We start from the raw sequence: 20345 nt of genomic DNA on the forward strand, positions 1-20345 counted from the left end.
CCAGCAGGGGACGACATTTTTTGCGGGAGATTCCATTGGCTTTCATCAATAACTTCAAGCGGGCCGTCCTGGCATCTGCAGTACTGGCTTTGAGTGCTGGCGCAGGCTTTGCCATGCAGGTCGATATCGTCGTCGACAAGGTTGCCCAGCACATGCATGTGAAGGTCGACGGCGTCGAAAAATATAACTGGCTGGTTTCGACCGGCGGTCCCGGCCATGAAACACCGTCAGGTAAGTTCCATATTTTCCGTTTCGACAAGAACCATTTCAGCAAGGAATGGGACGATGCGCCGATGCCGAACGCGATGTTCTTCACGGCACTTGGCCATGCCATTCACGGCTCGTCACATATCAGCCGCCTCGGCACCCCGGCCAGCCATGGCTGCGTGCGTTTGGCCCCTGAAAATGCCGCCATCCTGTGGGACCTCGTCACCGAGGCCGGAATCAAGAACAATACTGTTTCGATCAAGGGCGGGCTTTTCGACAGCCAGAACCTGACCACCGCCGACACATTCAAGATGTCGTCGGATGACCTCAGGCAAACCGCCTCCTACGATCCAGGCCCCCGCAAGAGCCTGTTCTGGTGGGTGAAGCCGCAGAAGCGCCAGGAGGTAGACGACCAGCCTTCGGCATTCTCCAAGAAAAAGGTGGCCAAGGATGAGCCATTCTCGATCTTCGGCAAGAAAAAGCCGGTAAAGAAGGTTGTTGTCGAGAAGAAGCCAACTGACAAGAAAGCTGTTGCCATCAAAAAAGTGGTGACCGACAAGAAGGTGGCTGATAGCGAAAAGCCGGCCGCTGCCGTGAAGAAGCCGATCGTCAAGGACGTGAAGAAGAAGAAATTGGTCCCCGCAACTGGCGGAGCCGAAGGCTGAGTTTCAGTCTGGTTTGAAAAGTTCAAGGGCGGGATTTCTCCCGCCCTTTTTATTTGTAGAAGTCGATGAGAGCGCTTCGCCCTACTCTGCCGCTGTCTTGAACTTGGTCACACTGCCTGATGGCTTCGATATGAGTTTCTGCAGCTTTTCTTCCAGCGTGTCGATCTTGGCAGCCAGGCCATCGACCTCGGTGCCGACATGCTCGACCTTGGCATCCACCGCGGCCAGTGCCGGGTCCTGGATCGCTGGCTCGTCCGTCTTGCCGACGAATCGGCCGAAGATCCAACCGAACAAGCGGGCTATGTCGTCCATCACGATATAATAAGACGGAACAAAGATCAGGCTGAGGAAGGTGGACACGATCAGGCCGCCGATCACGGCCGTTGCCATGGGCGAGCGGAATGAACCACCCTCACCGATGCCAAGCGCTGTCGGCAACATACCGGCACCCATGGCGATGGTGGTCATCACAATGGGCCGGGCGCGCTTGAGGCCAGCGTCAATCACCGCCTCCACGCGTTCCATGCCGTGCTTTTTGCGCTCTACCGCGAAGTCCACCAGCATGATGGCGTTCTTGGCCACGATGCCGATGAGCATCAGCATGCCGATGAATACCGGCATGGAGAAGGCCTGGTGCGTGAGCAAAAGTGCCAGCACCACGCCACCCAAAGACAGCGGCAGCGAGAGCACGATCGACAATGGCACGAAGAAGTTGCCGAGCAGAAGGATCAGGATCACCAGCATCAGCAACACGCCAAAGCCACCGGCTTGCGCAAAGCCAGCACCCACTTCGGCCTGGATTTCAGCGTCGGCACCGGCCTGAATCTTCACCGATTTGGGGAAGTTCATTTTCAACGCGGTGTCTTCGATGATCTTGGTACCGTCGCCCAGTTCCACGCCTTCGGGCAAATCGGCACCGATGGTGGCCTGGCGTTGGCGATCATAGCGGCGGATCGAAGCCGGGCCTTCCGACAGTTTCACTTCCGCAACCGAGCTCAAGGGCACGGTTGTCGGCGCTGCGGTGAGTCCGCCCTGCACCGGAATGCGCAGATTGGCGAGTTGCGAGAAGGAGGAGCGTTCGCTTTCCGGAATCTGCACGCGGATCGGCACCTGGCGCCCATCCACCGAGAATTTGGCCAGCAGCGGGTCAAAGTCACCAATGGTGGCCACACGCACGGCTTGCGAGATTTGCGCCGCAGTGATGCCGAGGGCAGAAGCCTCAGCCGTCTTTGGCGTGATCTGGATTTCCGGGCGATTCAAGGCACCCTGCGCTTCCGGCGCACGGAGTTTGGGGTTCTTGCGCAATTCGGCCACAAGGTCAGCGGCGGCATTGGTCAGCGCCACGCCGTCATTGGACAGCATGTTGAACTGCACCTCGCGGTCACCGCGCGGATTGATCTTGGCCCATTGCACATCGGCAATGCCGGAGAGCTTGGGCAAGATTTCACCTTCCACCGCAGACTGCGGCAGGATGCGGCCATGCCACGCGAATTGCGGCAGATGCAGCAGGCTGGCAAGCGGGTTCCACAGATTATGCGTCAGCTCCACGTCGCGGTGGCGCAGGTTCACGAAGATGGCGGCGCGGCGCGCCTCCACCGTGCCGGTGGGCGATGAACCGCCAAGCACGAAAACCTGGGTCACTTCCTTATTGTCGCGGATGATGTCTGCCATCGTATCGGTGGCCACACGCGTTTGATCAAGCGTGGCACCCGGCGGCAACTCCACCGACAGCACAAAGCGCGAGCTATCATCCTTCGGTATGAAGCCCGATGGCAGGAAGCCGAAGCCGAACACCGACAGAGCCACAATGGCAAACGAACCAAAGACCGTCACATAGCTCATCAAGTTCGGACGGAACTTGCCGATCTTGATGGTGTGGTTGAGGATATGCAGCAGCCCGATATAAGTGCGCATCAGGAAGCCCGGCACATGTTCTTCATGCGGGATGGGCTTCATCAGATAGGCGGCCATCATCGGGGTGATGAGGCGCGCGACGATCAATGAGAAAAAGACCGCGATCGCCACCGTCATGCCGAACTGCTTGAAATATTGTCCGGCGATGCCGCTCATGAAGGACACGGGCGCAAAGATCGCGATAATCGAGAAGGAGATGGCAATCACGGCGAGGCCGATTTCGTCAGCTGCTTCCATCGCGGCCCGGTATGGCGTTTTGCCCATGCGCATGTGGCGCGCAATGTTTTCGATTTCCACAATCGCGTCATCGACGAGAATACCCGTCGCCAACGTGATGGCGAGGAAGGACACGAGGTTGAGTGAAAAGCCCAACTGATACATGATCCAGAAAGCCGGGAAAGCCGAGAGCGGAAGGGATATCGCGGAAATCATGGTGGCGCGGAAATTGCGCAGGAACACAAACACCACGATCACGGCCAGGACGGCACCCTCGATCAGGCCTTCCATCGCAGCCTTGTAGTTGCCGTAGATGAAATAGACCGTGTCATCGACCAGCGTAAAGCTGGCCGCACCTTTCGAGGCTGCGGTGATTTCGGCAATCTTGTTCTGCACACGGGTGGCGGTGTCGGTGGAGCTCGCACCCTTGGCACGGAACACCGAGAAGGACACAACGCTCTGGCCATCGGCGCGTGCGAAGGTGCGCTGCTCGGCGGCGCTATCCACCACATCACCGAGGTCAGACAGTTTTACAGCCTGGCCATTGGAGAGCAGGATTTTCGTGGCCTTGAGATTTTCAAGGCCGCGTGCACCACCCAAAGTGCGGATGGCCTGTTCCTGGCCGCCAACATTGCTTTTGCCCGCACCCGTATCGGTGTTGGTGGCAGCAATCTGCGCGTTGACCTGGGCTGCCGTCACGCCAAAGGCGCGCAGTTTCAATGGATCAAGGTTGATACGGATTTCGCGCTCAACGCCGCCGTAGCGTTCTACCCGGCCCACGCCGGCGGTGCCCTGCAGCCCACGCTTCACGGTGTCATCGACAAACCATGACAGCTGCTCGAGCGTCATGCCCGGGGCTTTCACGGCGTAGGTCTGAATGGCCTGGTTTTCCACATCAACGCTGGAGATCACTGGTTCATCAACGCCAGCGGGAAGCTGGCTTCTGACCTTGGTGACGGCGTCTTTGGTGTCCTGCAGCGCCTTGGCGGTGGGCACTTCGAGACGGAATTCAATGGCCGTGACCGATCTGCCGTCCGACATGGTGGACGTGATGTGTTTCACACCCGAGACACCCGCAATGGAATCCTCAATGATTTTCGTGACCTGGGATTCAAGCTCAGCAGGTGTAGCACCCGCTTCAGAGACGGTGACGGCGATCACCGGCACGTCAATATTGGGGAACTGCTCGATAGCCATGGAGCGGAAGCTCACCAGGCCCAAAAGAAACAGCACGATGAATCCGAGAACGGCGGGCACCGGATTTCTGATTGAGAAGGCAGAGAAATTGAACATGGGGTTCGGCCTTACTGTGTGAGCGGAACGGGGGTGACAGGGTCACCGTTGCGAACGAATGAGCCGGCGCGGGCCACGAAAGTTTCGCCCTCGGCGACGCCGGAGACGATCTGAATCGTGCTGACGCCAACAAGGCCGGTCTTGACCTTGCGTTCTTCAACCTTGCCGTCCTTGACGACCTGCACAGAGGGGCCGCCGTCTCCAAAGGTCACAGCGGTCATCGGCAAAGCAATGCCTTCAGCGGCAGCCAGCGCCACCTTAGCGCGGCCAAAGGCACCGATGGGCAGGCGCTGGCCACTGGTCACTTCAATATGAGCCAGACCAATGCGGGTCTGCTGATTCACTTCCGGAGAAATCAATTTCACTTCGCCGGTAATGGGTTCGTTGTAGCCATTGATGGTGATGTCAGCCTTCTGCCCCAGCTTTACGCGTGGCAAGTCTGCTTCCGGCACTTCGGCCACGAGTTCAACCTTGCCATCGAGCACGATCTGATAGAGCGGGCCCTTGGCAGCCGAAGCGATCTGGCCGATCTGCAAGGTGCGCGAGGCGATATAGCCATCGACCGGAGACTTGATTTCGGTGCGGGCCTTGGTGAGCTTCAACGCATCAAGCTGCGCCTGGGCCACGTCATTGGCGGCCTTGAGCTGGTCGATGGTGGCCTTGGTGGCGATGCCGGTTTCAATCAATGTGTTGGCACGGGCCAGATCGGCCTTGGCTTTGTCCACATTGGCCTGCTGTTGCCTGATCTGAATATCAATGGCGGCGGCGTTGAGATGAACCAGAACCTGGCCCTTCTTCACATCGTCGCCTTCCTCGGCCTGAAAGTCAGTAATGGCGAGACCTTCGGTCTCGTTGCTGACCAAAACCATTTCGCCAGCGGCGATGCTTCCCGTCACGTCCAGGTCTTCAGCAATCGCCTGCTTCTGGGCCACGAGGACCGAGATCGAAGGCGGTGCCGCGGCAGGCGCCGGTGCCGCATCTTCAGCGAAGGCCTTGCTCGTGCTGGCCAACAAGGCTGCAGCAAAAAGGCCGGTGATCAATTTCTGTTTCATCTGCATACCCCTATTCCGCAGCCTTGATTTTTGATTTCTTCAAACGAGGGCATTGCGCCTCGAGAAATTCCACCGCCGCGCGCAAAATGCTCTCGGCGTAACCCATTACGAATCTCGGCCCTTCCCCGATCTGGTCGCAGCCGCCCTTGAGCACCCGCTTTTCCGCAATGCGCGCCAGATCCTCGGTCAAATCGGCATGCTGTTTGTCGATTGCAAGGTCGACATGGTCCGGAGTCAAAATTTCCTGGAACAGCATTTCAAAGAGAAATTCGCTTTTGAATTTGTCGCGGGCCGGAATCACCGAAAGGTTTTTGGCCAGTGCAGCCTTGCCAGCTTCGGTGATCGCATAAACTTTTTTGTCGGGTCTGCCTGATTGTTCCTCAGCGCGCACCGACAGCAGGCCTTCCGCATTCATCTGGGTAAGGGCCGGGTAAATCGAGCCGAAACTGGCCTCCACGAAGTGGCTGAATTTGCCGTCTTCGAGTTCTTTTTTGATTTCATAGCCAGAGGCTTCCCTCATCGAGAGGATGCCGAGGCACAGCGTGCGGATGTTCATCTTAAAGGATCAGCCTATTCCAACTTGATATATGCTAAATCGATATATGCCGGATTGTTATAGGCTATGTTGCGCTGCGTCAAGAGGCAGTCAGGCTCAAAAGTTGGGCATGGAACGCAGCGCGATCAACAATGTACCACTTGTCATCACCCCGATCCTTGGTTATGCCTAGTATGAGCCCTGAGCATAACAGGGACGAAAATACGTGGGCAACTAACAGAGTAAAAGGGGGCCGCATTGGAGTATTTCCTCCAGCAGCTGATTAACGGGTTAACTCTCGGTTCCATTTATGGATTGATCGCCATCGGCTATACGATGGTTTACGGCATCATCGGCATGATCAACTTTGCCCATGGTGACGTGTTCATGGTGGGTAGTGTCACTTCATTCATTGTGGTCCTGATGCTGGGCCTGACCGGGGGCTCAGGTGTGTTCTGGATCATCCTGGCCCTGGCTCTGGTCGTCGTAATCGCGATGTTTATCGCCGCGACCTACAATTGGACCATTGAGCGGCTGGCCTACCGGCCCTTGCGCGGTTCGTTCCGCTTGGCACCGCTGATTTCAGCCATCGGCATGTCCATCGTGCTGCAGGAATTCGTGCGTATTGCGCAGGAAGGCCGCCCGAAGCCCATCCAGCCGATCATTACGGGCAATATTCCAATCATGTCGAAAATGGTGGGCGACCAGCAATTCGTCGTCACTCTCTCTTACATGCAGATCATGATCATCCTGTCCACGCTGGCCCTGATGACCGTCTTTACCCTGATCATCCAGCGCACTTCGTTGGGCCGCGCCCAACGCGCTTGCGAACAGGACACCAAGATGGCCTCGCTGCTGGGCATCAATGTGGACCGCACGATTGCCATCACCTTCATTCTCGGTGCGGCTCTTGCGGCTTTCGCCGGCATGATGTTCTTCCTTTATTATAACGTGACGGACTTCTTCATCGGCTTTGCAGCCGGCATCAAGGCATTCACGGCTGCGGTTCTGGGCGGCATCGGTTCCATCCCCGGCGCAATGCTGGGAGGAATGATGATCGGCCTTATCGAAGTGATGTGGTCAGCCTATTTTTCAGTGGAATACAAGGACGTTGCCTCATTCGGCATCCTCGTATTGGTGCTGATTTTCATGCCGCAAGGCCTTCTGGGCAAGCCCGAAACCGAGAAAGTCTGATCCATGTCCGCACCCGTCAAAAATTCATCGTCGGTCGATTCCGAGAAGAAGCCACTTGATACCTTCGGAATCTTGAAGGACCTGTTCTTCACCGCCATCATCACACTTCTCATTCTGACCCCCATCGTGATCATCCGCACCAAGCTCGACCAGGGTTCGTTGACCTGGCATTGGCGCGTGGACAAGGCCGCCCTCATTCTAGCCGGCGTCTTGCTGTTCCGCGGGTTCATGCACGTCTTTGTGTGGAGCCCCTCGCCTGCTGCCAAGGGCGTTTCAGACGTCGTCAAATCCATCTGGACGACCCTCGTTCCGGTATTCCGGTGGATGGGCCGCGTGGCTTTCTGGTTCGCGCTGCTTTTCTTCATCGTCTTGCCAATCATCCGCCCCCTGCTTCCGGAAATTGATGTTTCTTATGAAGCGCTGGCTGTCATTCCCCTTGCTATTGCCGCAGAATGGCTTGCCGGGCATTTCTCGCTGGGCCAGAAGTATTCTCGCCTGACCGGAAGCCAGGGCAAAGACGGCGAACAGCGTGTTGCATCAACGCTGCTGATTTTAGCTTTGGCGCTCCCGTTCATCCTGCTGCTGATCGGCAACAAGTCGGGTCTCTTCCCTGGCTGGGACAAGCGCGGCATCGACTTCGCGATCACCATCCTGATTTACGTCATGTTGGGTTGGGGTCTTAACGTCGTGGTGGGCCTCGCCGGCCTGCTCGATCTGGGCTACGTCGCCTTCTACGCCGTGGGTGCCTATGCCTACGCCCTGCTCTCGACGGTCTATTTCCCAATGTGGTTCGGCCCCGGCATTGTGCCCTGGGCCTTCTATATCACCTTGCCGGTGGCTGGTTTGCTGGCGGCGACATGGGGGATCATACTTGGATTCCCGGTACTACGATTGCGTGGTGACTATCTCGCCATCGTGACGCTGGCTTTCGGTGAAATCATCCGCCTGGTGCTGATCAACTGGTTCTCTTTTACCAATGGTCCACAGGGCATCAATGTGCCGAAGATCACTTTCTTCGGCCTGCCGTTCAAGGATGGTGAAGGTAGCTTCTCGTCATTCTTCGGTCTCGAATACAATCGTATTCACTCTTACATCTTTCTCTATTTCGTGATCCTTGCCCTCGCGCTCCTCACTTATTTCGTGACGCGCAAGCTGCGCCGGCTGCCCATTGGCCGCGCTTGGGAAGCTTTGCGTGAAGATGAAATTGCCTGCCGTTCGTTGGGTATCAACACCACCTCGACGAAGCTGACAGCCTTCTCCATCGGCGCATCCTTCGGCGGTCTGGCTGGTTCATTCTTCGCCGCCCGCCAGGGCTTCGTCTCGCCGGAAAGCTTTGTCTATATCGAGTCTGCGCTGATCCTCGCCATCGTGGTGCTGGGCGGCCTTGGTTCACAGATCGGCATTGTGTTCTCTGCCCTCGCCATCATTGGCGCTTTCGAGTTGTTCCGTGAAATGAATTTCCTTACCTACATATTGCCGGATGGCACCGAGCCCGTGCAGTTCCGCATGCTGGCCGTGGGCCTTGCGATGGTGCTGATGATGCGCTTCCGTCCGCGCGGCTTCGTCACCAAGCGTGAACCGACTGTGTTCCTCAAAGAGAAGAAGTCCATCTCGGGCGATCTCGTTGCGCAGGGTCACGGCTGATGGCAACTATGTGGGACAGCAACGCTGAGCTGGAAGTTCAGCACCTCACCATGCGCTTTGGCGGCTTGACCGCCATCGGCGATCTCTCTTTCAATGCGGCGCGGAAACAGATCACCGCACTGATCGGTCCTAACGGTGCCGGCAAGACCACGGTGTTCAACTGCATCACAGGTTTCTACAAGCCTACGGAAGGCATGCTGAAGCTCACGCACGAAGACGGCAAGACGTTCCTGCTGGAACGCATGGCCGACTTTCTGGTGAACCGTGATGCCAAGGTGGCGCGTACCTTCCAGAACATCCGCCTGTTCTCCGGCATGACGGTGGTGGAAAACCTGATGGTGGCCCAGCACAACGAGCTGATGCGTGCCTCCGGCATGACCTTCGGCGCCCTGCTCGGCATGGCCGGTTACAAGCGCGCCGCTGCGAGTGCCCTTGAGACTGCCAAATACTGGCTCGACAAGGTGGGCCTTACTGATCGTGCTGATGATCCGGCTGGTGATCTTCCTTACGGTGCCCAGCGCCGCCTGGAGATTGCGCGTGCCATGTGCACCAATCCACGCCTGCTCTGCCTCGACGAGCCGGCAGCTGGTTTGAACCCGCGTGAATCAGACGAACTCAACAAATTGCTGCTGTCGATCCGCGATGATCACAACGTGGCCATCCTGCTGATCGAGCATGACATGAGCGTGGTGATGGGCATTTCCGACCATGTGGTCGTTCTCGATTACGGCCGCAAAATTGCCGACGGTACACCTGCCGAAGTGCGGGCTGACCCGGCGGTGATCCGCGCCTATCTCGGCGTGGATGAAGATGATGAAGACGTGGCTGAAGGTGCTGCGGCAGAGGCCGTGGTGAAGGAAGCCATTGACCATAAGCCGGTGTCCGCAGCTGCGCTTGATGCCGCCATGGAAACACCCGGCTTGAAGAAGGCTGCTGCAACCAAAAAGGCTGCGCCCAAGAAAGCGCCGCCTCCGCCGCCGAAGAAGGCCGCTAAAAAGGCTGTTAAAAAAGGAGGCCGTAAATGAGCATCCTCCTGCAAGGCCAAGGCGTTGAAACCTTCTATGGCAAAATCCAGGCGCTGAAGGGTATCGACTTCGAAGTGCATCAGGGCGAAATCGCCACGGTGATCGGCTCCAACGGTGCCGGCAAATCTACCTTGATGATGACTATATTTGGCACGCCCCGCGCGCGCGCAGGCAAGATCATTTTCGACGGCAAAGACATTACCCAGAAACCGACTTATGAAATCGCGCATCTGGGCATCGCGCAGTCACCTGAAGGCCGTCGCATTTTCCCGCGCATGACGGTTTATGAAAATCTGCAGATGGGTGCCACCGTCAACCAGCTGAAGAATTTCGCGGAAGACCTGCCAAAGATCTTCAAGCTGTTCCCGCGCCTTGAAGAACGCAAGGACCAGCGCGCCGGCACATTGTCGGGCGGCGAACAACAAATGCTGGCCATTGGCCGCGCCATGATGGCCCGCCCGCGCCTCCTCCTGCTGGATGAGCCGTCATTGGGTCTCGCACCGATCATCGTGTCGCAGATTTTCTCGGCCATCAAGATGCTCAACAAGGAAGAAGGCACAACCGTACTGCTGGTTGAACAGAACGCTTTCCATGCCCTGAAGCTGGCGCACCGCGCCTATGTGATGGTCAACGGCAAGATCACCATGTCGGGCACAGGCCAGGAATTGCTGAAGCGGCCTGAAGTGCGCGCTGCCTATCTGGAAGGGGGCCACTAATGTCGTTGTTTATCGAAGGAAGCCCCTACGTATTCCTGTGCATCACCATCATCCTGGGCGGGGGCGCAGCCTTCCTGGCCGGGCGCTCGCTGGCTCGCGGGTGGAAATCGCCGATCCTGCTGTTCTTCTACATGCTGATCTTTACAGCTGGCATCCGCTTCCTGCATTTTGCGCTGTTCCAGGCCCAGCTTACTTCGTTGCATTATTACCTGAGCCACGGCCTGGTCGTGATGATCTTCGCCTTTGTCGGTTACCGCACGACGCTGGCCAAGCAGATGACCGAAAAGTACCCCTGGCTCTATGAGCGGACCAGCCCACTGAGCTGGCGGCAGAAAGCATAATTATCGAAATTGGCGGAGGGAATGTCGATTTTTCCTTTCCAATCCTATCCCTTTTGGGCAGTATTTGCCCAAGGGGTAGCGAACCCCCGGCCATAAACCTGGCCATTGTCACAGTAAGGGAGACATCATCTATGAAGAAACTCATCCTCACCGGGATTGCATTCAGCTTTGCTGCTGCCCTCTCGGCACACTCGGCCCTGGCCGACATCACAGTAGCCACCGCCGGCCCGATCACCGGCCAGCTCGCTGCTCTGGGTGAACAGTACAAGCAAGGCGCAACGATGGCAGTGAATGACATCAACGCTGCCGGCGGCGTCAATGGCGAAAAGCTCGTCCTTGAAATCGGCGACGACGCTTGCGATCCGAAGCAGGCTGTGGCCGTTGCCAACCAGCTCGCTTCCAAGAAGGTCCAGTTCGTTGCTGGCCATCTGTGCTCGGGCTCCTCGATTCCTGCTTCCAAGGTTTACGAAGAAGAAGGCATCCTGCAGATCTCGCCTGCTTCGACCAACCCCAAGTTCACCGATGAAGGTGGCTGGAACGTGGCTCGCGTTTGCGGCCGTGACGACGCTCAAGGCCTCGTGGCTGGCAGCTTCCTCGCCAAGCATTACGCCGGCAAGAAGATCGCCATCGTTGACGACAAGTCGGCTTACGGCAAGGGTCTGGCTGATGCCACCAACGCTGCTGCCAAGGCCGCTGGCCTTGAAGCTGCCGTTGTTGAATCGATCAACCCCGGTGAAAAGGACTACTCAGCTCTCGTTTCGAAGCTGAAGGAAGCCGGCATCGAAGCCATCTATTTCGGTGGCTATCATCCGGAAGGCGCCCTGATCCTGAAGCAGCTGCGTGAGCAGGGCTCGAAGGCTCAGATGCTCTCGGGTGACTCGATGAACAACGTCGAATTCTGGACGATCGCTGGCGAAGCTGCCGATGGCATGATCTTCACCTTCGCTCCGGAACCCCGCACGAACCCGGCCGCCAAGGAAATCGTGGCCAAGTTCAAGGCTGCTGGTTATGACCCAGAAGGCTACACGCTCTACACCTATGCTGCTTTCCAGATGTACAAGGCTGCCGCTGAAGGCACCAAGTCCACTGACCCGAAGAAGCTGGCTGAGTGGCTGCGCGCAGGCAACACCACCAAGACGGTGCTGGGCGACATCACGCTGGACAAGAAGGGCGACCTCGTTGGCGCCAAGTATGTCTGGTACAAGTTCCACGGCGGCAACTATGCCGAAGACGATTCAATCAACTAAGATTTTCAACTTCGGTTGAAATGAGCCCCCGCGAAGGAAACTTCGCGGGGGTCTTTGTTTGTGGCTGGTGCGCGAAGTTGGGGAAGAATGCTCATTCCCCTCCCCATCGTCGTCTAGCGAAAACGACGTGGGCAATGAAAACGAAAAAGTGCTTTTGGAACTACAGCCCGAACGCTTTCCAGATCCAGCTGGTGTTGTTGCCCACTGGTGCCTGGCCGTCAGTGGAGACCAGCTGGTAGGCGTCCTTGTACCAGCTTGAGCGCGGGAAGTTGTGGCCCAGCACGGCGGCCGCCGTTTGCGCTTCCGAGCGAATACCCAGCGCCATGTAGCCTTCCGTCAAACGGTAGAGCGCTTCTGGTGCCTGCGAGGTTTGCTGATAGCCAGTGATCACCGTCTTGAAGCGGTTGATGCCGGCCATCCAGTCGCCCTTTTTGAAATAGTAACGGCCGATTTCCATTTCCTTGCCGGCCAGATGGTCACGCGCCAGCAATGCCTTTTGCCCGGCATCGGCGGCATAACGTGATTGCGGGAAGCGGCGCTGCACTTCTTCCAATGCATCAAGCGCTTCCTGCGTCGGCTTCTGGTCGCGGGTGATGTCGTTGATCTGCTCATATTGCGAGAGGGCGACCATGTAATAAGCATAGTCGATATTCTCGTGGCCCGGATGCAGCGTGATAAAGCGCTGGCAGGCATCAATCGCATCGGCATATTTGTTGGACTGATAGAAGGAAAAACCCTGCATCAGAATGGCCTTGGTGGCCCATTTTGAATAGGGATGCAGACGCTCCACTTCAGCGAACTTTTTGGCAGCATTGTTGTAATTGCCCTTGGTCATCTGATCGAGGGCGCCGTTATAAAGGGCGGCAACCTGCTGATCGTCAGAGCGGCCGAGATCAGGCGAGAGCGCATCATCCTGTTTCTTCTTGCCAAGACCCAAGAAGTCAAACATGCCAGCCTGGGCTGGCACGGCAGAAAATACCATGACAGCGGCAAGCGCAGTTGTAACGAAAGCTTTGGGAACAGACAGTTTCAGCACGGAACGATTGACCCTTAATTCGTCAGCCTCATAGCACTAGGCCCCGGAGGCAGGTAGCCCCCGATTCAAACAAAAACCCGGCAGAACTGTGGCTGCCGGGCGTCTTGTCGATCCACTTGTATCAGTGGGGAAATCAACCTGCTGCCTGGCGGCGCAGGAAAGCGGGAATGGCCAATTGATCGTCATCGTAGCTGGCTTCCGGCTGCATGGGTGCCGGTTCCTGATAGGCAGGTGCCGGAGTGCGCTGGATGCGGGGTTCGGCGCGGCGGCTGGGCGCTTGCGGTGCGGCTTCGGTTTCAATCTGCGGCTCGCTGCGGCGGCCAAGGCCAACATTGGCAAGGCGGTCAAAAATGCTGCGCTTCTTGTTGGCCTGGGTGGCAATCTCGCTGATGCGCTGCTGTTGGGCGGCCACCTGCTCCTGGGCGATGCGCGGAAATTGTTCAATCGGCGGAATGCGCGGATTGGCGCGCGATGCTGGCACATGGGCGACAGGTGCTTCTTCCTGCTCCATTTCGGCTTCGTGGGTCTCTTCCATCGCCGCTTCTTCCAGTTCCATCATCGGCGGAATGGGATTGGCGCGCATGTTGGCGCGGGCCTGTGAGGATGGCTGCGGAATGCTGTAGGTCTTGCGCTCGGCCTTCACCGGCTCAGCGATTTCTTCGCGCACCGGAGCATGGGCCATGGCTTCGATATTGAGGCCGGTGGCGACCACGGAAACCCGCATCGTGCCTTCCAGCGTTTCATCGAAAGTAGCACCGAGGATGATGTTGGCGTTGGGGTCAACTTCTTCGCGGATGCGCGTTGCGGCTTCATCCACTTCATAAAGGGTGAGATCAGGTCCGCCACAGATCGAGATCAGCAGGCCGCGTGCGCCGCGCATCGACACATCATCAAGCAGAGGGTTGGAGATCGCTGCTTCCGCAGCTTCGATGGCACGGCGGTCGCCCGAGGCTTCACCGGTGCCCATCATTGCCTTGCCCATTTCGCTCATGATGGCGCGGACGTCGGCGAAGTCGAGATTGATCAGGCCTTCCTTGGTCATCAATTCAGTGATCGATGCAACGCCCGAATAGAGCACCTGGTCAGCCATCGCGAAGGCGGCGGCGAAGGTGGTTTTTTCGTTGGCGACGCGGAACAGGTTCTGGTTCGGAATGACGATCAGCGTATCGACATAACGGGCCAGTTCTTCGATGCCGGCTTCAGCGGTGGATTGACGGCGCACGCCTTCAAAATGGAACGGCTTGGTGACGACACCGACAGTCAGGATGCCCTGCTCTTTCGCGGCGCGCGCGATGACAGGTGCAGCACCCGTGCCGGTGCCACCGCCCATGCCGGCGGTGATGAAAGCCATATGTGAGCCAGCAAGGTGATCGACAATTTCCTGCAGTGCTTCTTCAGCGGCAGCAGCACCAATTTGCGGATGCGAGCCAGCGCCGAGGCCTTGCGTCAGCGCAGTTCCCATCTGGATGCGCCGGGTGGCTGCGTTTTGCAGCAGGGCTTGTGCATCAGTGTTGGCGACGACGAATTCCACCCCTTCAAGGCGGCTTTCGATCATGTTGTTGACTGCGTTGCCACCGGCCCCGCCGACACCAAAAACGGTGATCCGCGGCTTCAATTCTGAGAGGTTGGGCACGGTGAGCTTGATTGTCATGGTCAATCCAAACGCTGAGTTGAGATTGCCCGACTTTCTTACCCAAACCTTAAAAACTGGTTAACGAAAGCTAACCATTACACTCGCGATTCGACGAAATTTGTTCCGAATTGAATCAGCGGGTTAAAGAGCCTCTTTCAACCATCGGCCCATGCGGCGGGCAAAGCCCACCTGTTGGCGCGCCAAGGCATCTTGGGTTTCCTGTGGGACGGCATAATTTACATCGGGTTTTGCAGCATGAACCAGAGCTCCGGTGGCCACGGCAAAGCCGCCATGGCGCTGGTATTCATTAATACCGTTCAGCGATGCGCTGGCCCCCACCCGCACCTGGCGCTGGAGGATATGCGAGGCGAGATCGGCCACGCCATGCAGTTGGCTGGTGCCGCCGGTCAACACCACGCGCATGCCAGCGCTGGCGGCAAATGGGCCCTGCGCCAGATCCTTGGCGCAATGTTCAAGGATTTCCTCAAGACGCGCCCGCAAGATATTGGTCAGATGGGCTTTTGGGACCCGGGTAACGGCATCGGTGCCGCGTTCGCCGAGCAGTGGAACCGCCAGCATTTCACGGTCGCCATGGCCACCTGGAATGCAGGAGCCCCAGAGGGTTTTCATGCGTTCGGCATGTGCCACAGAGGTCGCAAGGCCTTGCGCAACGTCGTTGGTCAGGTGGTGGCCGCCGAGATTTGTCGACCTGGCCGCAACCAAACGGTCGCCGCGAATGAAGGCGCAGGAGGTGACAGCACCGCCCATGTCGATGACGACGGCGCCCAAAGCGCGCTCGTCCGGCGTCAAGGCAGATTTGCCAGCTGCATAGGGAGCCAGGACAAAGCCGGAGATACCCAGATGGGCACGTTCCACGGCATGGCAGATGTTGCGCAGATAGGCGGGTGCCACGGTGGTGACGCCGACATCGATCTGCAGCTCTTCGCCATGCAGGCCAAGTGGCTGGCCGATGCCTGATACGCCATCGAGCGCGTGATCGACCGGGCTCAAATGCAGGATCTTACGGTTGCCCATATGCACTGAGGCCAGAGCCTCGGCGACGGCGAAATCGAGATCGAAGGGGCCGACCACACCTGTCTGGGTGCGCACGCGGCCGGAAATGGTGGCGGATGATGGCCGGCCGCCAGAGATCGCAACGATGACTTCCGAGATCGAAGTTTGCGCGCCACGTTCAGCGGCATCTACGGCGATGCGAATGGCGCATTCGGCTTCATTGACGTCGATCACGGCCCCTGCACGCACACCACGCGCGGCGGTCTGGCCAAGCCCGATCACTTTCAGAAGCTGGCGCGGATCTTGGGGGCCACGGGTTTTCGGGGCCTGCAATTCGGCAATGAGGCAGGAAATCTTGCTGGAACCAATGTCCAGGGCTGCAATGATTTTTGACGGCTGAAGCGGGCTCGCCAATCGGTTTTGCCGGCCTGCCAAATGCACAACATTCATAGTCTTACGCAACCCTACTCAACTCACTCACCCTACGCAGATAGCGCGGTGATTACTGTTTTACTCCGGACGCAGGAAGCGGACTTCCTGAAGCGTCAGCAACCGCGACCTGCACCGTCATCTGCCCCGGTACCCGCATGTCAATCATGCTGATACCTTTTTCGAAGAGACCTTGAGACTGATCCAATCCCCAAGCCGTCTTCAGCGCTTCCGGTGCGCCTTGCTCCGGAAGTGCCACTTTCACCCCGTTGTCGAGGTAGAGCGTCCAACGCCGCATGCCCACACGGGCCGCTGCACTTACTTTCTTAGTTAACTCAGGAAAGGCTGACATCAGGTTAATAAAGTCAGCTACGGACAAGTTTGCGCCCTCGCCCGTCACCAATGGCAGCTGCCGTGTGGCCACCAGTCCGGGCTGGCCCATGGTCACGCCGGAGGCATCGATGAGATCGGTGGCACCACTATGCTGCCAGATGGCCACGGCCACACGTTCACGAATGCTGATCTTCAGAACGTTAGGATATTCGCGCGCGACAGATGCGCTTTCCAGCCAAGGCAAAGTGGCCAAGGTCTTGCGCGCCACATTGGCATCAAAACCCAGCATGGGTTTGCCTGGCCGGATCGCCAGCACGGAAAGAACCTCGGAGGCGTCATGCTGGCTGAGGCCGGAGATCTGAATATCGTCAGCAGCAAGACCTACCACACTGGCCACCCGGCCCGGCAGGCTGAACCACGGGCTGTTCTCATCTTCGAAAGCGCCGCTGCGGGTCGCGCCATGCAGGATGGTCATGCCCACCAAAGTGAGCGCACCCAGCCGCGCGAGATTGCGGATGAAAAAACCATCCAGCGCATTCAACACGGAAAGCCCAATTTTCTTTGCGTCTCTCATCTGTCCACCGAAGCGTCATTGACCATCCAGGTCACCAGTTCTTCAAATGTATGGCCGGCGTGGCGCGCCATGTCGGGCACCAGCGATGTGCCGGTCATGCCCGGCTGCGTGTTGATTTCAAGCAGCACCAATTCGCCCTTGTCTTTAGCTGTGTCGTCGTAACGGAAATCGCAGCGCGAGACGCCACGGCAGCCCATGGCAATATGCGCCATCAACGCAAACTTCTGGCACTTCCGATAAATATCGGCGGGAATCTGCGCGGGCAGAATATGGTCAGAACCGCCCTCTGAATATTTGGATTCATAGTCGTAGAAGTTGCCCTTGTTGGACACGATGTCGATCACACCGAGCGCCACGTCACCCATCACCGCACAGGTGAGTTCACGGCCAGGAATGAAGCGCTCAACCATGGCTTCATCACCAAAAATATCACGTTCATCGAGAATGCTGGCAGCCGGACCATTGGCAGTGGTGCGCACGATATGCACGCCCACGCTGGAGCCTTCGGCCACCGGCTTCACCACGTAAGGAGGCGCCATGACGTGGCGCGTCGCTGCGTCTTCAAGCGGCACCACAAGGCTTTCGGCCAAGGGAATGCCTGCAGCCTGAAACACCAGCTTGGATTTCTGCTTGTCCATGGCGATGGCGGAGGGCAGCACGCCGGAATGCGTATAGGGAATGCGCATGGTTTCAAAAATGGCGGCGGCCTTGCCGTCCTCGCCCCATTTGCCATGCAGCGCATTGAAGATCACATCGGGCTTCAGATCGGCCAGCACGCCGAACAAGGTTTCGCGCTTGGGATCAACCATCACGGCCTTGAAGCCGGCGTTGATCAGCGCCTTATAGCAGGCTTCGCCCGATGACAGCGACACGTTGCGCTCCGCCGACCAGCCGCCCATCAAGACGGCAACAGTCGTTTGCTCAGGAATGCGCTTCATCATGCTGATGCCGGGATACCGATGCGCTTGATTTCCCAATCGAGCTGGATACCGGAGGTTTCCAGCACGCGGGCGCGGATCGTTTCGCCCAGTTCTTCGATCTGCGCGGCAGTGGCGCCGCCTTCATTGATCAGGAAGTTGCAATGCTGTTCCGACACTTTGGCGGGGCCGACATTGAAGCCGCGCATCCCTGCCTTGTCGATCAATTGCCAGGATTTGTTGTTCGGCGGGTTCTTGAACGTGGAACCGCCGGTTTTGGATTTGATCGGCTGGGTCGCTTCGCGGCTGGCGGTGATCTTGTCCATCGCCGCAATGATCTCGTCCTTGTTGCCGGGCTTGCCTTGCAACAATGCAGACGTGAAGATCAGGTCCTCAGGCGCGCCGCAATGACGGTAGGTATATTTCATATCCGCATTGGAGAGCACTTTGAGTTCGCCTTTCCGGTTGAAGCCGCGGGCCTCGACCAGCACATCCTTGGTTTCACCGCCATAGGCGCCACCATTCATGCGCAGCGCGCCGCCTATCGTGCCGGGGATACCTCTCAGAAAGGTTAATGCATCGATACTATTGTCTGCCGCAAAGCGGGCCACGCGCACATCGAGTGCGGCAGTGCCGGCGCGGATGCGGTTCTCGCCTTCCAGCACGGCATCCATGAAGGCGCGGCCCATGCGGATCACCACGCCGGGCACACCTCCATCACGCACCAGAAGATTGGAGCCAACGCCGATCACATAGACCGGCACATCTTCAGGCGTGCCCTTCAGGAAGGCACCGAGATCTTCTTCATCCGCGGGCGCAAACAGAACTTCCGCCGGGCCGCCGACGCGGAACCAGGTGAGATCCTGCAGCGGTGCATTTGCGTCCAAGCGGCCACGAACCGTGGGGAGTTTCTTGAGCAGGCTTGTCCCATCCAGCTTCGTCATCGCGTCAAGCCTTGTCGATATCGGCCAATTGGCCGGGCAAGGCATAGGCCCATTGGGTGATGGTACCTGCGCCGAGGCACACTACGATATCACCCGGCTTCACCATGCCGCGCACCAAAGGTGCGAGCTGATCCGGATTGTCGATCTTGTTCACCGCACGGTGGCCGTGGCTACGCAGGCCTTCGGCCAGGCTATCATGGCTGATGCCTTCGATCGGGGCTTCGCCAGCGGCGTAAACCGGAGCGACGATCACTTCATCCGCATTGTTGAAGCACGTACAGAAGTCATTGAAAAGGCTTTGCAAACGGGTGTAACGATGCGGCTGCATGACAGCGACGACCTTGCCTTTGGTGACGCGGCGCGCGGCGGACAGCACAGCCGAGATTTCAACCGGGTGGTGGCCGTAATCATCATAGACAGTCACGCCATTATGTTCGCCCGTGCGGGTAAAGCGGCGTTTGACGCCTTCAAAGTCAGCCAAGCCCTTGCGGATGGCGTCATCGCCGATGCCAAGCTCACGCGCCACGGCGAGTGCCGCAGCAGAGTTCAGCGCGTTGTGATCACCTGGCATGCCGAGCGCCAGCTTTTCGATCTCATGCACTTTGCCAGTGCGCCGGTCAGTGACGCGCACCGAGAAACGGGTTGCACCATCCACAAAATCTCCACCCAGCAGGCAATAATCAGCCTGCGGGCTACGGCCATAAGTGACGATGCGGCGGTCCTTCACATGGGCGATCAGATCCTGCACGACAGGGTGATCGATGCACATCACAGCAAAACCGTAGAAGGGAATGTTTTCGACAAAACGCAGGAAGGCTTCCTTGGCCTTGTCGAAGGTGCCGTAATGATCGAGATGCTCGGGATCGATATTGGTGACGATCACCACGTCGGCGGGAAGCTTGACGAAGGTGCCGTCAGACTCGTCGCTTTCCACCACCATCCACTCACCCTTGCCGAGGCGCGCGTTGGTTCCATAGGCGTTGATGATGCCGCCATTGATGACGGTGGGATCGAACTTTCCGGCGTCGAGGAGCGAGGCCACGAGCGAGGTCGTGGTTGTCTTGCCATGGGTGCCGCCGACAGCCACGCAGGATTTGAAGCGCATCAGCTCGGCCAGCATTTCGGCGCGGCGCACGATGGGCAGCGCATGGGCTCGGGCTTCCATCAGTTCCGGATTGTCGGACTTCACCGCGGAAGACACCACGACAACCGAGGCATCCTTTACGTTTGCGGCTGAGTGCCCGATCATCACTTCGATGCCGGCCTTGCGCAGGCGGGCCACATTGTAATTGTCGGAAATATCCGAGCCCTGCACCTTGTAGCCCAGCGTTGCCATCACTTCGGCAATGCCGCTCATGCCAATGCCGCCCACGCCGATGAAATGGATGGGGCCAACGTCGCGTGGCAATTTCATAG

At 58.1% G+C, this 20345-nt stretch carries 17 protein-coding genes; 7 read left to right on the forward strand and 10 right to left on the reverse strand.

Features of this window, described 5'->3' with window-relative positions; genetic code table 11:
* The first annotated feature begins 35 nt into the window (after positions 1–35).
* Positions 36–872, forward strand: coding sequence for a L,D-transpeptidase (locus F8B91_RS06340; protein WP_246714977.1), 837 nt, complete (start codon positions 36–38; stop codon positions 870–872).
* Positions 873–953: 81 nt separating this feature from the next.
* Here the strand turns inward: F8B91_RS06340 and F8B91_RS06345 are convergent, their stop codons facing one another.
* The 3 genes from F8B91_RS06345 to F8B91_RS06355 are packed head-to-tail and all read right to left on the reverse strand — an operon-like array spanning position 954 to position 5903.
* Entirely contained in the window at positions 954–4295 is a 3342-nt protein-coding gene (locus F8B91_RS06345) for an efflux RND transporter permease subunit (protein WP_196502839.1), read from the reverse strand.
* 11 nt (positions 4296–4306) lie between these two features.
* Positions 4307–5347, reverse strand: a complete 1041-nt coding sequence (locus tag F8B91_RS06350; protein ID WP_196502840.1) for an efflux RND transporter periplasmic adaptor subunit — start codon at positions 5345–5347, stop codon at positions 4307–4309.
* Positions 5348–5357: 10 nt separating this feature from the next.
* Positions 5358–5903: a PadR family transcriptional regulator gene (locus F8B91_RS06355; RefSeq protein ID WP_196502841.1), complete on the reverse strand. Its 546-nt coding sequence runs from the start codon at positions 5901–5903 to the stop codon at positions 5358–5360.
* Between the two features lie 237 nt (positions 5904–6140).
* On the opposite strand from F8B91_RS06355, the gene F8B91_RS06360 reads away from it, so the two are divergent.
* From F8B91_RS06360 to F8B91_RS06385, 6 genes are all read left to right on the forward strand, one after another.
* Complete coding sequence (locus tag F8B91_RS06360; protein WP_196502842.1) at positions 6141–7076, forward strand: ABC transporter permease subunit; 936 nt, start codon at positions 6141–6143, stop codon at positions 7074–7076.
* Positions 7077–7079: 3 nt separating this feature from the next.
* Complete coding sequence (gene livM / locus F8B91_RS06365; protein WP_246714978.1) at positions 7080–8720, forward strand: high-affinity branched-chain amino acid ABC transporter permease LivM; 1641 nt, start codon at positions 7080–7082, stop codon at positions 8718–8720.
* Positions 8720–9745: an ABC transporter ATP-binding protein gene (locus tag F8B91_RS06370; protein ID WP_246714979.1), complete on the forward strand. Its 1026-nt coding sequence runs from the start codon at positions 8720–8722 to the stop codon at positions 9743–9745. Before livM ends, F8B91_RS06370 begins: the two co-directional genes overlap by 1 nt.
* Positions 9742–10461, forward strand: a complete 720-nt coding sequence (locus tag F8B91_RS06375) for an ABC transporter ATP-binding protein (RefSeq protein ID WP_196502843.1) — start codon at positions 9742–9744, stop codon at positions 10459–10461. The genes F8B91_RS06370 and F8B91_RS06375 overlap by 4 nt, the downstream gene beginning before the upstream one ends.
* On the forward strand, positions 10461–10802 hold the full coding sequence (locus F8B91_RS06380) for a DUF6867 family protein (protein ID WP_196502844.1): 342 nt from the start codon (positions 10461–10463) through the stop codon (positions 10800–10802). Before F8B91_RS06375 ends, F8B91_RS06380 begins: the two co-directional genes overlap by 1 nt.
* A gap of 131 nt (positions 10803–10933) precedes the next feature.
* A complete protein-coding gene (locus F8B91_RS06385) occupies positions 10934–12049 on the forward strand; it encodes a branched-chain amino acid ABC transporter substrate-binding protein (protein WP_196502845.1) in 1116 nt (371 codons plus the stop codon).
* 160 nt (positions 12050–12209) lie between these two features.
* Here the strand turns inward: F8B91_RS06385 and F8B91_RS06390 are convergent, their stop codons facing one another.
* From F8B91_RS06390 to murC, 7 genes are all read right to left on the reverse strand, one after another.
* Positions 12210–13085 carry an outer membrane protein assembly factor BamD gene (locus F8B91_RS06390; protein WP_196502846.1) on the reverse strand — a complete coding sequence of 292 codons (876 nt, stop codon included), beginning with the start codon at positions 13083–13085 and terminating at the stop codon, positions 12210–12212.
* A 133-nt stretch (positions 13086–13218) separates the two neighbouring features.
* The gene (ftsZ, locus tag F8B91_RS06395; protein ID WP_196502847.1) at positions 13219–14736 is read right to left on the reverse strand and encodes a cell division protein FtsZ; all 1518 of its coding nucleotides are present in this window, start codon (positions 14734–14736) and stop codon (positions 13219–13221) included.
* Between the two features lie 123 nt (positions 14737–14859).
* Positions 14860–16146, reverse strand: coding sequence for a cell division protein FtsA (gene ftsA / locus F8B91_RS06400; RefSeq protein WP_196502848.1), 1287 nt, complete (start codon positions 16144–16146; stop codon positions 14860–14862).
* A gap of 88 nt (positions 16147–16234) precedes the next feature.
* The gene (locus F8B91_RS06405; RefSeq protein WP_196502849.1) at positions 16235–17068 is read right to left on the reverse strand and encodes a cell division protein FtsQ/DivIB; all 834 of its coding nucleotides are present in this window, start codon (positions 17066–17068) and stop codon (positions 16235–16237) included.
* Positions 17065–18009: a D-alanine--D-alanine ligase gene (locus F8B91_RS06410; RefSeq protein ID WP_246714980.1), complete on the reverse strand. Its 945-nt coding sequence runs from the start codon at positions 18007–18009 to the stop codon at positions 17065–17067. Before F8B91_RS06410 ends, F8B91_RS06405 begins: the two co-directional genes overlap by 4 nt.
* Positions 18006–18929, reverse strand: a complete 924-nt coding sequence (gene murB, locus F8B91_RS06415; RefSeq protein ID WP_196502850.1) for a UDP-N-acetylmuramate dehydrogenase — start codon at positions 18927–18929, stop codon at positions 18006–18008. Before murB ends, F8B91_RS06410 begins: the two co-directional genes overlap by 4 nt.
* A gap of 4 nt (positions 18930–18933) precedes the next feature.
* Positions 18934–20343: a UDP-N-acetylmuramate--L-alanine ligase gene (gene murC, locus F8B91_RS06420; protein WP_196502851.1), complete on the reverse strand. Its 1410-nt coding sequence runs from the start codon at positions 20341–20343 to the stop codon at positions 18934–18936.
* Positions 20344–20345: the final 2 nt, after the last annotated feature.

Origin of the sequence: Aestuariivirga litoralis, assembly GCF_015714715.1 — a bacterium.
Lineage (GTDB): Bacteria > Pseudomonadota > Alphaproteobacteria > Rhizobiales > Aestuariivirgaceae > Aestuariivirga > Aestuariivirga litoralis_A.